General features: G+C 74.3%; 13 protein-coding genes. 12 read left to right on the forward strand and 1 reads right to left on the reverse strand.

Going from position 1 to position 15,404, the window contains the following annotated elements; genetic code table 11:
- Window positions 1–140 precede the first annotated feature (140 nt).
- The 12 genes from ACWEPX_RS12900 to ACWEPX_RS12955 all read left to right on the forward strand — a co-directional run bounded on the left by ACWEPX_RS12900 (window position 141) and on the right by ACWEPX_RS12955 (window position 15,088).
- On the forward strand, window positions 141–341 hold the full coding sequence (locus ACWEPX_RS12900; protein ID WP_451897315.1) for a DUF397 domain-containing protein: 201 nt from the start codon (window positions 141–143) through the stop codon (window positions 339–341).
- Complete coding sequence (locus tag ACWEPX_RS12905) at window positions 338–715, forward strand: hypothetical protein (protein ID WP_451897316.1); 378 nt, start codon at window positions 338–340, stop codon at window positions 713–715. The genes ACWEPX_RS12900 and ACWEPX_RS12905 overlap by 4 nt, the downstream gene beginning before the upstream one ends.
- Before the next feature lie 293 nt (window positions 716–1,008).
- A complete protein-coding gene (locus ACWEPX_RS12910) occupies window positions 1,009–1,794 on the forward strand; it encodes an electron transfer flavoprotein subunit beta/FixA family protein (protein WP_451897317.1) in 786 nt (261 codons plus the stop codon).
- A gap of 22 nt (window positions 1,795–1,816) precedes the next feature.
- Window positions 1,817–2,785 carry an electron transfer flavoprotein subunit alpha/FixB family protein gene (locus tag ACWEPX_RS12915; protein ID WP_451897318.1) on the forward strand — a complete coding sequence of 323 codons (969 nt, stop codon included), beginning with the start codon at window positions 1,817–1,819 and terminating at the stop codon, window positions 2,783–2,785.
- 504 nt (window positions 2,786–3,289) lie between these two features.
- Complete coding sequence (locus ACWEPX_RS12920) at window positions 3,290–4,054, forward strand: GNAT family N-acetyltransferase (protein ID WP_451897319.1); 765 nt, start codon at window positions 3,290–3,292, stop codon at window positions 4,052–4,054.
- A gap of 14 nt (window positions 4,055–4,068) precedes the next feature.
- Entirely contained in the window at window positions 4,069–4,941 is an 873-nt protein-coding gene (locus ACWEPX_RS12925; RefSeq protein ID WP_451897492.1) for a lysophospholipid acyltransferase family protein, read from the forward strand.
- Complete coding sequence (locus tag ACWEPX_RS12930; RefSeq protein ID WP_451897320.1) at window positions 4,925–6,271, forward strand: MFS transporter; 1,347 nt, start codon at window positions 4,925–4,927, stop codon at window positions 6,269–6,271. Before ACWEPX_RS12925 ends, ACWEPX_RS12930 begins: the two co-directional genes overlap by 17 nt.
- Before the next feature lie 86 nt (window positions 6,272–6,357).
- On the forward strand, window positions 6,358–7,548 hold the full coding sequence (locus ACWEPX_RS12935) for a cysteine desulfurase family protein (RefSeq protein ID WP_451897321.1): 1,191 nt from the start codon (window positions 6,358–6,360) through the stop codon (window positions 7,546–7,548).
- Complete coding sequence (gene mnmA, locus ACWEPX_RS12940) at window positions 7,548–8,624, forward strand: tRNA 2-thiouridine(34) synthase MnmA (RefSeq protein ID WP_451897322.1); 1,077 nt, start codon at window positions 7,548–7,550, stop codon at window positions 8,622–8,624. The genes ACWEPX_RS12935 and mnmA overlap by 1 nt, the downstream gene beginning before the upstream one ends.
- A 229-nt stretch (window positions 8,625–8,853) precedes the next feature.
- The gene (locus ACWEPX_RS12945) at window positions 8,854–10,524 is read left to right on the forward strand and encodes a S8 family peptidase (RefSeq protein WP_451897323.1); all 1,671 of its coding nucleotides are present in this window, start codon (window positions 8,854–8,856) and stop codon (window positions 10,522–10,524) included.
- Between the two features lie 51 nt (window positions 10,525–10,575).
- Window positions 10,576–13,149, forward strand: coding sequence for a CHAT domain-containing protein (locus ACWEPX_RS12950; protein WP_451897324.1), 2,574 nt, complete (start codon window positions 10,576–10,578; stop codon window positions 13,147–13,149).
- A 163-nt stretch (window positions 13,150–13,312) separates the two neighbouring features.
- Window positions 13,313–15,088 carry an AMP-dependent synthetase/ligase gene (locus ACWEPX_RS12955; RefSeq protein WP_451897325.1) on the forward strand — a complete coding sequence of 592 codons (1,776 nt, stop codon included), beginning with the start codon at window positions 13,313–13,315 and terminating at the stop codon, window positions 15,086–15,088.
- Here the strand turns inward: ACWEPX_RS12955 and ACWEPX_RS12960 are convergent.
- Window positions 15,078–15,389, reverse strand: a complete 312-nt coding sequence (locus ACWEPX_RS12960) for a hypothetical protein (RefSeq protein ID WP_451897326.1) — start codon at window positions 15,387–15,389, stop codon at window positions 15,078–15,080. The genes ACWEPX_RS12955 and ACWEPX_RS12960 overlap by 11 nt on opposite strands.
- Between the last annotated feature and the right edge of the window lie 15 nt (window positions 15,390–15,404).

Raw genomic sequence — 15,404 nt, forward strand, 5'->3', positions numbered from 1 at the left:
CGCTGACCGGCTAGTGCTTTTGGGTCAATTTGGCCGATGCGGATGCACGTGCATTTGCGCGCGCCACTGCACGTGTTAGCGTCGTTACATCCAGTGCACGTGCATCTGCACTCCAAATCGACTAGTGGAAGGTGGTCCTCGTGATCCGCAACGGAGTCCCGGCCTCGTCCCTCACCGATGCCGCCTGGCGCAAGAGCAGCCGCAGCGGCGCGGTGGGCAACTGCGTGGAACTGGCTCCGCTCGGCGGCTTCACCGCGGTGCGCGACTCCAAGTGCCCCGCCGGGCCCGCCCTGGTCTTCCCCGGCTCCGTCGCCGCGGTGATCAGGGGCTTCACGCGGTGAATTCGGACACGGAGTCGCAACTGCGCGCGCTGGTGGGGCGCGGCTTCGAGTTCCTGCACCCGCGCGACGCCAACGGCGAGCTGATGGCCGTCGTCGGGGTCCGGGTGCACCACGACGTCATCGACGTCGTCCGGCTGCGCGCCGAGGACGACGCCGAGGCGTCGAGGATGCCGGGGGAGACGGTCGACCTCACCCGGCCCGCCCGGCTTCTCTGGCGGTGCGCGGGGACGGCGGCCGAGGTGCTGCCCGCCCTGCTCGCCCTGCCCGAGGACCACACCCCCGGGGTGGACCAGCCCCGCTCCGCGCGGCGCGCGGGCGGCTGCTGGGTGCCCACCGCCCCGGGTCGGGCGAAGTGGCTGCCCGCGACGGCCTGACGTCGCAGGCGGTCGTTGCGCGCCCGCCCGTGTTCCCGCCACGCGCCCGGCGGGGACGCCGACCAGAACCGGAGGCCATCCCCCGCCCGGGGTGGCCTCCGTTTCGCGTCCGGCCCCGGTGAATGCGGTCACCCCCGGTTTCCCGACCTCCTACTGGCTAGTAACATCGGCGTGGCAAAGGCCACCGTGCCGTGCGGCCGCGCCTCATGGCAAGGTCGGCCGAACCGCACGACAATCGGCATGTCGCGCCGCTTGAGGTCGGCTGCTCGTACCCGGGAGGTCGAAGAAGACCCATGCCAAACATCGTTGTCCTGGTCAAGCAGGTGCCAGACACCTATTCGGAGCGCAGGCTCTCCGACGGCGACCACACGCTCGACCGCGAGTCGGCCGACGCGGTGCTCGACGAGATCAACGAGCGCGCCGTCGAGGAGGCGCTGCTGATCAAGGAGGCCCAGGGCGGCGAGGTGACGGTGCTGTGCGTCGGACCCGAGCGGGCCACCGAGGCCATCCGCAAGGCGCTGTCCATGGGCGCCGACAAGGCCATCCACGTCTCCGACCCGGCCCTGCACGGCGCGTGCCTGCTGCAGACCACCAAGGTCCTGGCCGCCGCGATCGGCCGCGTCGACGGCGTCGACCTGGTGATCGCGGGCAACGAGGCCACCGACGGCCGCGGCGGCGCGGTCCCGGCGATGCTGGCCGAGTTGCTGGGCTACCCGCAGCTGACCCACGCCCGCAAGGTCGAGATCGACGGCGGCGCCATCAAGGTGACCCGGGAGACCGACGCCGGGCTGGCCCACCTGGAGGCGGCGCTGCCCGCCGTGGTCAGCGTCGGCGAGAAGATCAACGAGCCGCGCTACCCCTCCTTCAAGGGGATCATGGCGGCCAAGAAGAAGCCGGTCGAGACCCTGACGGTCGCCGACCTGGGCATCGACGCCGGTTCGGTGGGCCTGGCCGCGGCCAGCACCGCGGTGCTGGAGGCCGCCCCGAAGCCGCCGCGCGCCGCGGGCACCCGGGTCCCCGACGAGGGCGACGGCGGCGCCAAGATCGCCGAGTACCTGGTCAGCCAGAAGCTCATCTGAAGTCCACTAAGGAGAACGAGACATGTCCGAGGTACTCGTCCTCGTCGACCAGGTGGACGGCGAGGTCAAGAAGGTCACCTTCGAGCTGCTGACCGCGGCCCGCGAGCTGGGCGAGCCCGCCGCCGTCGTGGTGGGCGCGCCGGGTGCGGCGGCCAAGGTCAAGGACGCGCTCGCCGGGTACGGCGCGGCCAAGGTCTACGCCGCCGAGTCGGCTGACGCCGAGTCCTACCTGGTCACCCCGAAGGTCGACGTGCTGGCCGCGCTGGTGGCCGCCAAGTCCCCGGCCGCGGTGCTGATCCCGGCGACCGCGGAGGGCAAGGAGATCGCGGGCCGCCTGGCCGTGCGCACCGACTCCGGCCTGCTGATCGAGGCCGTCGGGGTGGAGAAGTCCGGCGACGACGTCGTCGCCGTGCAGGGCATCTTCGGCGGCGCGTTCACCGTCAAGTCGAAGGCGACCCAGGGCACGCCGATCGTCACCGTCCGCCCGGGCGGCGTCGAGGCCGTCGCCGCCGAGGGCGCGGCCGCCGAGGAGGCCGTCGAGGTCCCCGCGGTCGACGCGGCCAAGGCGACCCGCGTGGTCGGCACCGAGCCCATCGTCGGCGGCGACCGCCCGGAGCTGACCGAGGCGTCGGTCGTCGTCTCCGGCGGCCGCGGCGTGGGCTCGGCGGAGAAGTTCGACGTGGTGGAGAAGCTGGCCGACGCGCTGGGCGCGGCGGTGGGCGCCTCCCGCGCCGCGGTCGACTCCGGCTACTACCCGGCCCAGTTCCAGGTCGGCCAGACCGGCAAGACCGTCTCCCCGCAGCTCTACATCGCCCTGGGCATCTCCGGCGCGATCCAGCACCGGGCGGGCATGCAGACCTCGAAGACGATCGTGGCGGTCAACAAGGACGCCGAGGCCCCGATCTTCGAGATCGCCGACTTCGGCGTGGTGGGCGACCTGTTCGCGGTGGCCCCCCAGCTGACTGAGGAAGTCGCCAAGCGCAAGGGCTGAGTTTCCCGCGAGAGGGGCGGCTTCCCGGTGGGGGAGCCGCCCTTCCGCGTCTGCGCGGCACGTCCGCCCGCGCACGTCCGAACTGGACCGGAGACCGACCCCGGTCCGCGGCGACCCCGACCGGCTGCGGCCGAATTATCGACAATTTCTCGGCAACCCCCCTGCGCACACCCCATCGGGCACGCCCGCGGAGATTTCCGTGCGACCCGACGGCGGCGCCGCGGACCGGTCGTGCATGACCGCGGACCGGGTGTCGACCCCGCTGACCAGGCACGGGGCGTCGCGCGCCTCCGCAGCCGGGGGCCGGGATCGGCCTTCCGCCTGCCATCGCCGCCGCCACCGCGCGGAGCAGGCGGAGGTCGGTCGCAATGCGAAATCCACCCGATGGGGGAGTGCGATTCACGGCGCGGATACCGCCCGAACCGGCCATTAACTGAAGTTCCATCCAAAAGTAAATGGAACTGGCCCGTGGCGGACGCGGTCGGCGACGTATACACCTATTCCATGACCCACTCCCAGGTCCTGCTGAGCACGGCGAAGGCGGGAACGGACGCACCGCAGTACTCGCTGCTCGTCGCCAACGACTCCGCGGAGGTCGAGGCGGCGCAGCGGCTGCGGTACGACGTTTTCGCAGGTGAGATGGGGGCCACCCTCAACTCGCCGGTGGCCGGGCTGGATGTGGACCGGTTCGACGAGCACTGCGACCACCTCGTCGTCCGCCACGACCAGACCGGTCAGATCGTGGGCACCTACCGCATGCTGCCGCCGGAGCGCGCGGCCGCGGCGGGCGGGTTGTATTCCGAGACCGAATTCGATCTTTCCCGGCTGTCCGGGCTGCGCGGGGAACTCGTCGAGACCGGGCGCTCCTGCGTCCACCCGGAGCACCGCACCGGCGCGGTCGTCAGCCTCGTGTGGGCGGGCATCGCGCGGTACATGCTGCTGTCCGGCCACCAGTGGCTGGCGGGCTGCGCGTCCGTCCCGCTGGCCGACGGCGGCGCGCTCGCCGCGGGCGTGTGGCAGACGGTGCGCGCCAAGCACTTCGCCGACGAGCGCTACGCGGTGGAGCCGCTGACCCCGTGGCAGCCGGAATCGGCCGTCCCGCCCGCGCGCACGGTCCTGCCGCCGCTGCTCAAGGGCTACCTGCGGCTGGGCGCGTGGGTGTGCGGGCGGCCCGCGCTGGACGCGGACTTCGGCGTGGCCGACTTCTTCGTGCTGCTCGGGCTCAAGCACGTCGACCAGCGCTACCTGAAGTTCTTCCTGGGGGTGTAGCGGTGCACCCGTACATGCCGCTGTCGCCGTGCGGGCCGCACTGCATCGACGGCGGTGAGCCGACCGTGGGCCGCGTCCGCGCCGGGCTGCGGCTCGCGGCCGCGATCGGGGTGGTGCTGTGCGCGTTCCTGGTGCTGCCGCTGCTGCCGCTGGTCGGGCGGCGCGGCCGGGAGCTGGCGGCCCGGCTGGTCTTCCGCGGGCTGCTGGGCGCGTTCGGGGTCACCCTGACCGCCTCCGGCGCGCTGCCCCGCTCGGCCGGGCGCGGGGTGCTGGTGGTCACCAACCACATCTCCTGGCTCGACGTGGCCGCGCTCAACGCCGTGCGCCCGATGCGCGCGATGGCCAAGACCGACGTGCGGTCCTGGCCGGTGCTGGGCACGCTCATCGCCCGGGCTGGGACGGTGTTCCTCGACCGCGGGAGCCTGCGGAAGCTGCCCGCCGCGGTCGACGAGCTGGCCGGGGTGCTGCGCGGGGGCTCGATGGTCTACGTCTGCCCGGAGGGCACCACCTGGTGCGGCCGGGGGATGGGCCGGTTCCGCCCCGCGCTGTTCCAGGCCGCCCTGGACGCCGGTGTGCCCGTCCGCCCGGTCGCGCTGCGCTACCACCTGCCGGGCGGCCGGGAGACGACCGCGCCCGCGTTCATCGGCGACGAGACGATCCTGGACTCGGTGCTGCGGGTCGCCCGGCTCCGCGGCCTGCACGTCGACCTGCGGGTCTGCGCCGAGATCGCGCCGGGCCGCGCCGGCGACCGGCGCAGCCTGGCCGCGCTGGCCGAGGCGGCGATGAACACCGCCCTGGGGCTGCGCGTGACCATCCCGGCGCCGCGGAGGGGCTGGACCTCCACCGCGCTGGAGCATGCACCATGGGCCGGTGACCACCGAAGCTGAGGTTCCCTCGGGGAACGCGCTCTGGAGCGGGACGAACCGCGCCACCACCATCGGCATCCTGCTCCTGATCACCATCGGCGCCTTCGAGCACCTGGGCGTCAGCACGGCCATGCCCCGGATGCTCGCCGAACTCGACGGCGGGCACCTCTACTCCTGGCCGTTCACCGCGTTCCTGGCCGCCAGCGTCATCTCCACCGTGCTCGCCGGGCGCGTCGCCGACCGGGTGGGCCCGCGGCCGGTGCTGCTGGTGGGGCCCGCGCTGTTCCTGGTCGGCTTGGTGGTCGCGGGCACCGCGTCGGACATGGCGGTGCTGCTGGCGGCGCGCTTCCTGCAGGGCATGGGCCTGGGCGCCGAGGCGGTGGCGATCTACGTGCTGATCGCGATGGTGTACCCCGAGCACCTGCGGCCGCGGATGTTCGGCCTGCTGGCCGCGGCGTGGGTGGTGCCATCGATCCTCGGGCCGACGGCGGCGGGCGTGCTGACCGAGCTGGTGGGCTGGCGCTGGGTGTTCCTCGGCCTGGCCCCGCTGGCCCTGCTGGGCGTGCTGCTGCTGATCCCGACCCTGCGCGGCCTGCCCGCGGCCGCGTCCGCCGGACCCGGCCGCCGCGGGCTGCCGCTGGCCGCGGTCGCGGCCGGGACCGGCATCGCGGCGCTGACCTGGGCGGTACAGCACTCGGTGTGGTGGTTGGGCCTGATCGGGGTCGCGCTGCTCGCCCCGGCGCTGCGGGTGCTGCTGCCCGCGGGCACCCTGCGCGGCCGTCCCGGCCTGCCCAGGGTCATCCTCGCGCGCGGGTTGTTCGCGGGGGCGTTCTTCGGGGTCGAGGCGTTCGTGCCGCTGACGCTGACCGCGGTGCACGGCTACTCGCCGGTGCAGGCGGGCCTTCCGTTGACGGTCGGGGCGCTGGGCTGGTCGGCCGCCTCGTGGTGGCAGGGGCGGGCGACCCTCCAGCGCTCGGTGCTGATCCGCACCGGGTTCGCCTTCCTGGCGGTCGGGCTCGCGGGCATGGCGCTCATCGCCCCGGACTGGTCGCTGGCCTGGACGGCGCCGCTGTGGTGGGCCGTCGCAGGCGCGGGCATGGGCATGGCCTTCCCCGCGATCAGCGTGCTGGCCCTGCACTACGCGGCGCCGGGCGAGCGCGGCTTCGCCTCCTCGGCGCTGCAGGTCTCCGACATGGTCTTCTGCGCCGTCATGGTCGGCGCGGGCGGCGTCCTGCTGGCGGCGCTGGCCTCGACCGCCGCGCCCACCCAGGCGGTACTCGTGCTCGACCTGGCGATGGCGGGCGTGGCCGTCCTCGGGCTGCTCCTCTTCGCCCGGGTGCGCGACGAGTGACCGGGGAACAACGGCGCGTGCACCGCGGTTGGAAGGAGGGTGCTGAGCCCCATGCCCGCGACGGCCCTGGTTACGCTGGTGGTGCGATGACCTACCTCGACCACGCGGCCACCACGCCGATGCTCCCCGAGGCGGTGGCCGCGCTGACCGGCGCGCTGTCCACCGTTGGCAACGCCTCATCCCTGCACACCTCCGGCAGGCGCGCCCGCAGGGCCGTCGAGGAGGCCAGGGAGTCCATCGCCGCGTCGCTGGGCGCGCGGCCCAGCGAGGTGGTCTTCACCTCCGGCGGCACCGAGGCCGACAACCTCGCCGTCAAGGGCGTGCACTGGGCCCGCACCGGCAAGTCCCGGGTGCTGGTCAGCGCCGTGGAGCACCACGCCGTGCTGGACGCCGCCGAGTGGCTGCGCGAGCACGCGGGCGCCGAGGTGACCCACCTGGAGGTCGACGACTTCGGCCGGGTGCACGACGACACCCTGCGCGCGGCCATCGCCGAGAACCCCGACGACGTGAGCCTGGTCAGCGTCATGTGGGCCAACAACGAGGTCGGCACGGTCAACCCGGTCCGCGAGCTGGCCGAGACCTGCGCGGAGTTCGGCATCCCGTTCCACACCGACGCCGTGCAGGCCGTCGGCGCGCTGCCGGTGGACTTCACCGCCACCGGGGCAGGCGCGCTGGCGCTGTCCGGGCACAAGGTCGGCGGGCCCTACGGCGTGGGCGCGCTGCTGCTCAGCCGCGACGTGCGGTGCGTGCCGCTGGCCCACGGCGGCGGGCAGGAGCGCGACGTGCGCTCGGGCACCCTCGACGTCCCGGCCATCGTGGCGATGGCCGAGGCCATCCGGGTCGCCGTCGCCGAGCGCGAGACCCGCGCCCGCCAGCTCGCCGAGCTGCGCGACGAGCTGGTCCGCCGGGTCAGGGCCGCGGTGCCGACCGCGGTCTACAACGGCGACCCCGGGCACACCGCGATGGACGGCGGCCCGTCCCGCCTGCCCGGCAACGCCCACTTCACCTTCCCCGGCTGCGAGGGCGACAGCCTGCTGATGCTGCTCGACGCCCGGGGCATCGAGTGCTCGACCGGCTCGGCCTGCACCGCGGGCGTCGCCCAGCCCAGCCACGTGCTGCTGGGCATGGGCGTGGACCCCAAGCTGGCCCGCGGCTCGCTGCGCTTCTCCCTCGGGCACACCTCGACCCGCCAGGACGTCGACGCCCTCGTGGCCGCCATCGGGCCGGTCGTCGAGCGCGCCCAGTCCGCGGGCCTGGCCGGATTGCGGCGCGGCTGATGCGCGTGCTGGCCGCCATGAGCGGCGGGGTGGACTCGGCGGTGGCCGCGGCGCGCGCGGTCGACGCCGGGCACGACGTGGTGGGGGTGCACCTGGCGCTCTCGGCCAAGCCGGGCACGCTGCGCACCGGCTCCCGCGGCTGCTGCACCGTCGAGGACGCCCACGACGCCCGCCGCGCCGCCGACATCCTCGGCATCCCGTTCTACGTGTGGGACTTCGCCGAGCGGTTCACCGAAGAGGTCATCGAGGACTTCGTCGCCGAGTACGCCGCGGGCCGCACGCCCAACCCGTGCCTGAAGTGCAACGAGCGCATCAAGTTCGAGGCGCTGCTGGACAAGGCGATCGCCCTGGGCTTCGACGCGGTCTGCACCGGGCACTACGCCCGGCTCTCCGACGGCACGCTGCGCCGGGCCAAGGACGCGGCCAAGGACCAGTCCTACGTGCTCGCCTCGCTGACGCCCCAGCAGCTGCGGCACGCGATGTTCCCGGTCGGCGACACCACCAAGGACGGGATCCGCGCCGAGGCCGCCGCCCGCGACCTCGCCGTCGCCGACAAGCCTGACAGCTACGACATCTGCTTCATCCCCAACGGCGACACCCGGGCCTTCCTGGAGTCGCGCATCGGGACCAAGCCGGGGCAGCTCGTCGACGCCGAGACCGGCGCGGTGCTCGGCGTCCACACCGGCGTGCACGGGTTCACCGTCGGCCAGCGCCACGGCCTGGGCATCGACCGGCCCGCCCCGGACGGCAGGCCGCGGTACGTGCTGTCGCTGGAGCCGGTCGACGGGACCGTCCGGGTGGGACCGGCCGACCGCCTCGCGGTGCGCGAGATCGTGGCCGACCGGGCGGTGTGGCCGCACGACCGGCCGCTGTCGGGGGTCGTGGAGTGCGTCGCCCAGGTCCGCGCGCACGGCGGCACCAGCCCGGCCACCGCCGAGGTCCGGGATGGACGGCTGGTGGTGCGCCCGAGCGGCGACCTGCGCGGTGTCGCGCCAGGACAGGCGGTCGTCCTGTACCGACCGGACGCCGACGGCGATGTGGTGCTCGGCAGCGCGACCATCCGCGCCACCAGCTGACCGGCTTCGCAGACCGGCACTAGTTGATCACTGTCCGACACTGCTGATCGGGTGAGGCTCACTCACCAGTTCTACGCAGCGTCACCGCCCCCACCCCACGGTGATTCCGCGTCGTCCCGTTACGCAGGAATTATGGAGAGCGACGTATCTGGGGGACCGCTGGATGCTCTACTACCAACGGCACACACCACCTCCTTGAGCACCACGGACTGTCACGAAGGGTGGGGCGATGGTGACGATGGGACCGCACGCCGGACCGAGCGTCGATGAGGACTGCCCGCCGGGCGAGGGGACCAGGCTCCCGGTCGGCCCGGCGGTGGCGCTGCTGGAGCGCCACCGGGCGCGGATCCTCGACCCGGCCTCGGCGCTGGCCGGTCCGGACGGCGCCAAGCCCGCGTCCACCCTCTACCGCGGCGACACCCTGCTGGTGCCGCTGCGCGTGGTGCGCGACGAGGCGGCCTTCGCCCGGCTCAACGAGGCCATCGCGCCCATCGGCGCCGTGCTGGAACCGGTGGTGCCGACGACCAAGCGCTGGGCGGAGCTGCTGCCCAGCCTCTCCGGCGACCTGCCGGTCTCCACGCTGGTGCGGCTGACCGAGGACTCCATCCTCGACCAGCTGCCCGACCCGTGGGCCCTGCTGGTCCGGCTGCGCCGCAAGCTCGGCGCGGTGCAGACGCGGGGGATCGGACTGGAGCACCTGGCGGGGGCGGCATCGGTGGAACTGCAGGGGACGCCCTTCGGGCACGGCCAGCCGTTCGGGCACGGGCAGCCCTTCGGCCACGGGCAGCCGTTCGGGCACGGCCAGGGCGGCCCGGCCGGGCTGCCGCTGGCCACCGGCAGCCGCAACCCGGTCCGGCTGTTCATGCCGCGCCCCGCCCGCCGCGCCGCCGCCGCACTCGGCGCGGGCAGGCGGCCGGTGGTCGCGGTGCTCGACACCGGCATCGGCGAGCACCCGTGGCTGCCCGTCGGCGACCGCACCGAGGACCCGGTGGTGGAGATCGCCCCGGACTTCCAGCAGCTGCTCGCCGACTCCGAGGCCGCGCTGGCCGCCGCCAGCGGGCACCAGCCGGGCCCGTCGCTGGCCTCGCCCAACGACCAGCGCGACGTCGTGCAGCCGCTGCTGGGCCTGACCGACTCGCACAGCGGGCACGGCACGTTCGTCACCGGCCTGGTGCACCAGAACTGCCCGGACGCCCGCATCCTGTCGCTGCGCGTGCTGCACACCGACGGCGTGACCACCGACCGCATCGTGCTGCTGGCCCTGGAGTGGCTGCGCCTGCGGATCGAGGCCGCGCTCGCCGACGGCGAGCCGGAGAAGCTGGTCGACGTGGTGTCGCTGTCGCTGGGCTTCTACCCGGAGGCCGACGACACCCAGACCGGCTACCTGCTGGCCGAGGCCGTGCGCAAGCTGACCGACCTCGGCGTCGCGGTGGTGGCCGCGGCGGGCAACGACGCCACGGCCCGCCCGTTCGTCCCCGCCGCGCACGCGCTCAACGCCGACGGCAGCAACAACGGCAACGAGCTGCTGGTCGCCGTCGGCGCGCTCAACGCATCCGGCCGGACGGTCGCGGCGTTCAGCAACGACGCCGACTGGGTCACCCGCTGGGCCCCGGGCAACGCCCTGGTCTCCACCGTCCCGCTCTGGCAGGGCGCGGTGACCGGCTCGCTGGAGCTGGCCAACGGCGGCCACATCCGCTCCGGCCCGGACAGCGACGACCTGACCACCGGCTTCGCGGTGTGGGCCGGGACGTCCTTCGCCACCCCGGTGATCGCGGGCATGCTGGCCGGGCAGCTGGCCGACCGGCCCGACCCCGCCGAGGTCTGCGACCGCCCCGCGCGGGCCGCCGCCGCCCTCGCCGAGGTCGACGCCCAGCTCACCGACCTGGGCTGGCGGCGCTGATCGCCCGGGCTGCTTGGGATTGCTGAGCAGTAGTCCGTACTGTGATGATCTGTGGCCAGCGAGCGTGAGCGGGTTCTGCGCCGGGCCCGGCGTTTCCAGGACCGGGCTCGGCAGGCGGTCTACGCCTACCGCTTCGCCGACGCCCGCACGGCGCTGAAAGCCGCCATCGCGGTCCTGGACACCGTCGACCACACCGGCGACCCCGACCTGATCACCGTTCGGGTGCGCGTCCTGGTCAGCCTCGCCTACTCCGACGCGGAGGGGGCGGGCACGGGCATGGACGCCCTCGACGCCGCCGAGCGCCTGCTCGACCAGATCCCGCCCGGCCCGCGGCAGCGGGAGCTGCGCGGACTGGTCGAGCAGCAGCGCGGCTTCCTGCTCATCCGGGCGGGCCGCGGCGACGAGGGCATGCGCCTGCTCGACTCGGCCGTCCAGCACCTGGAGACCGTGCTGGAGCTGGGGATCGGCGACCCGGACGTGCTCGCCGGGCTGCACGTCAACCGCAGCCTGGTCTTCATCGAGCGGGCCGACACCGCGGGCGCGGTCGCCGAGCTGCGGCGCAGCGTCGAGCTGGCCGAGCGCTACGACCTCAACCTGGTGGGCATCAAGGCCCGGCACAACATCGGCTACATCGCCTACATGAGCGGCGACCTGCCCACCGCGCTGCGGGACTTCGAGCGGGCGGCGCGCGAGTGCCTGGCGCACGCGCCCAGCCTGGTGCCGGTGGTGCGGCTGGACCAGGCCAGGGCGCTGCTGGCCGCCGGGCTGCCGCAGGAGGCCGCCCGGCACCTGGAGGACGCGCTGCCGCTGCTGCGCAAGCAGCGCGCGGGCCAGGACGCCGCCGAGGTCGAGGTGACGCTGGCGGCCTCGGCGCTGCTGGAGGACCGGGTCCGCGACGCGCGCCGCTGGGCGCGCTCGGCCGAGCGGCGGTTCATCCGGCGGGGCAACCAGCGGTGGGCGGCGGTGGCGGCGCTGGCCGGGCTGCGGGCGGAGACGGCCGAGGCGCTGGGCGCCGACCGGGTGCCCGCCGCGCTGCCCGCGGTGGCGGTGAAGCTGGCCGAGGAGCTGCGCGGGCTGGGCCTGGTCGACGAGACCGCGCTGGCGCTCATGCTGGCCGTGCGGCTGGAGCTGCGCCGCGGCGACCGGGAGGCGGCGCGGGCGCTGCTGGCCCAGGTGCCGCGCCCGCGGCCGACGACGCCGGTCGACCACCGGATGCTGCTGCGGCTGTGCCGGGCCGAGCTGGCCGTGGCCGACGGCAACCGGCGCCGGGCGCTGGCCGAGGCCAGGAGCGGGCTGACCGAGCTGGGCACCGCGCGCGACCGGATGGGCGGGCTGGACCTGGTCTGCGGCACAGCGGTGCACGGCCGCCAGCTCGGCGAGCTGGCGATCCGGCTGACCCTGCGCGGCAGGCCGCGGGCGCTCTACGACTGGCTGGAGCGCACCCGCGCCCAGGTGTACCGCTACGAGCCGCTGCCGGAGATCGACGACCCGCGCATCGCCCAGACCGCGGCCGAGCTGCGCCGCACCCGGCGGGAGGCGCAGCTGGCCCGGCTGTCCGGGCGGCCTGCGGCGCGGCTGGAGAAGCAGACCGCGGCGCTGGAGCGCGAGGTCGTGCGGCTGGGCTGGTACGCCAGCCCGTGGGGCAGGCCGCGACCGGTGGCCGGGCTGGACGAGGTGGCCGCCGCGCTGGGCTCGACCGCGCTGGTGGAGTTCGCCTCCTCCGGCGGCGACCTGGTCGCCGTCGTCGTCGCCGACGGGGTGACCCGGCTGGTCCGCCTCGGCCCGATGGCCGAGGCCGCGGAGTGGGCGGCCCGGCTCTACAACGACCTCAACGCGCTGGCCCCGGACGTGCTGCCGCCGCCGATCGCCGCGGTGGTGCGCGATTGCGCGGTGCGCAGCGCGGCCCGGCTGGACGAGCTGCTGGTGCGGCCGCTGCTGCCGGTCATCGGCGACCGCGACCTGGTGGTGGTCCCGACCGGCGAGCTGTACGCGGTGCAGTGGGGCAGCCTGCCGTCGCTGGTCGGTCGCCCGGTCGTGGTCGCCCCCTCGGCGACGGCGTGGCACACCGCGGCGACGGCGGCAGGCCCGCCCTCGGGCCGGGTGCTGCTGGCCCGCGGCCCCAACCTGACCGGCCGCGTCGCCGAAGGCGAGTCCCTGCGCGGCATCTACCCCGGCGCCGTGGACCTCGACGGCGACCACGCGACCGTCGCCGAGGTCCTCGCCGCCCTCGACGGCGCCGACCTGGCCCACGTCGCCGCCCACGGCGAACACGAATCCACCAACGCCCTGTTCTCCCAGCTCGACCTCGCCGACGGCCCCCTGTTCGCCTACGAGGTCGCCCGCCTCCCCCGCCCCCCGCGCCAGGTGGTCCTCGCCGCCTGCGAATTGGCCCTGAGCTACGTCCGCCCCGGCGACGAAGCCCTCGGCTACGCAGGCGCCCTCCTGGCCGCAGGCGTCCCCACCGTCATCGCCGCCACCAGCCGCGTCGGCGACGAAGCCGCAGCCACCGCCATGGTCGACTACCACCAGCGCCTCCGCGCAGGCCACCCACCCGCCCGCGCCCTGGCCGAGTCCGTAGCCGTAGACCCATACCGCCGCCCCTTCGTCTGCCTGGGCGCAGGCTGACAGCCGCAGTCGCGTCGGCGGACCACCAGCGTTGCCTGCCGAGCCGCGGAATGGTGGGGGCGGATTGGCGCAATGCGGGCGGAACGGCCGTAGACAGCGGTTCTGGTCCTACTTACGATCACGCCACTGTGTTGTGAACCACATCTGGTGAAGAGGCGGCGCGATGAGCTCTCCGGAGACCCTCTGCTCGGCGTTCCAGGACACGGCGGCTCGGGAGCCCGATGCGGTGGCGTTGCGGTCTCCCGGGGGTGCGGTGTCGTTGACGTGGCGCGACTACGCCGAGCGCGTGCAGGTCGTCGCGGCGGGGTTGGCGGGGCTGGGGGTCGGGCGGGGGGACGCGGTGGGGATCATGCTGGCCAACCGGCCGGAGTTCCACGTCGTCGACACCGCGGCGCTGCACCTGGGGGCGGTGCCCTTCAGCGTCTACAACACCCTCTCCGCCGAGCAGCTCGCCTACGTCTTCGAGAACGCGGGCAACTCCGTGGTCATCACCGAGGAGCAGTTCCTGCCGGTGATCCGCGCCTGCGGGGCCGAGTTGACCGTCATCTGCCTGGAGCCGGGCGTCGAGGGCACCACCGCGCTGGACGAGCTGGTTGGGGCCGAGGACTTCGACTTCGCCGCCACCTGGCAGGCCGTCGACCCGGAGGACCTGGCCACCATCATCTACACCTCCGGCACCACCGGCCCGCCCAAGGGCGTCGAGCTGACCCACCGCAACGTGCTCGCCGTCGCCGACGCGGTGAAGCACACCTTCCACGCCCAGCGCGGCGACCGGGTGCTGTCGTTCCTGCCGTCGGCGCACATCGCCGACCGGGTGGTCGCGCACTACACCTCGATCCTGTTCGGCACGGTCGTCACCTCCGTCGCCGACGCCAAGCAGCTGGCGGCGGGGCTGGCCGACTGCCGCCCGCACATCTTCTTCGCCGTGCCGCGGGTGTGGCAGAAGTTCAAGCTCGCCGTCGACAGCGCGCTGTCCGCCGAGCCGGAGAAGAAGCGCAAGATCGCCGAGTGGGCCATCCGCACCGGCATCAAGCACGCCACGCTGTCGGTCGCGGGCAAGCCCATCACCCGCGCGCTCAAGCTCCAGCACACGCTGGCCGACAAGCTCGTGCTGGCCAAGCTCCGCGACAAGCTCGGCCTGGACCGCTGCCGGGTCGCGGTCTCCGGCGCGGCGGCGATCCCGCTGGACACGCTGGAGTTCTTCTGGGGCCTGGGCGTGCCGATGTACGAGGTGTGGGGGATGTCCGAGACCGCGGGCCTGGGCACGTCCTGCCGCGCGGGCCGCGTCAAGCTCGGCACCGTCGGGACCGCGGTGCACGGCGCCGAGGTCGTGGTGGCCGAGGACGGCGAGCTGCTGATCCGCTCGCCCTCCAACATGCGCGGCTACCGCGGCGACCCGCAGCGCACGGCCGAGACCGTCGACGCCGACGGCTGGGTGCACACCGGCGACATCGGCACCGTCGACGCCGACGGCTACGTGTCCATCGTGGACCGCAAGAAGGAGCTGATCATCAACTCCTCGGGCAAGAACATGTCGCCGACCAACATCGAGAACGCGGTGAAGGCGGCCAGCTCGGTCATCGGCCAGGTGGTGGCCATCGGCGACGACCGCCCGTTCGTCACCGCGCTGGTCGTGCTCGACGCCGACGCCGCCACCGGCCTGGCCGCCCAGTACGGCATCGCCGACGGCCCGGCCGCGGTCGCCGAGCACGACGGCATCCGCGAGCTGGTGGCCGGGGCCGTGCGCGCGGGCAACGCCCGGCTGGCCAGGGTCGAGCAGATCAAGCGCTTCCGCATCCTGCCCGCGGCCTGGGAGCCCGGCGGCGACGAGCTGACCCCGACGCTGAAGCTGCGGCGCAAGCCCATCGCCCGCAAGTACACCCACGAGATCGACGACCTCTACGCCGAGTCCCCGAGCCCGGCGACGATCAGCGTCTGACCGGGAAGCGCACCACCGCGTAGCCGGTGGCGACCGCGGCGAGGCCGAACACCGCCAGACCCGGGATCGCCACCGGCAGCGGCGCGCCGGTCAGCACCGGCGCGACCGCCAGCACCTGCCCCATCGCCCCCACCTGGACGACCCGCAGCCGCGCCAGGGGCGTCCAGCGGCTCAGGTCCAGCAGCACGGCCAGCACGGGCAGCACCGGGGCCGCCCACGGCAGCGACCCGGCGTCCACCAGCGCGGTCACCGCGATCACCGCCAGCGCGGTGATGACCGCGAACCGCGTGTGCGCGCGCATGCCCTCCAGCATGCC

This window comes from Actinokineospora sp. NPDC004072 (genome assembly GCF_053604195.1).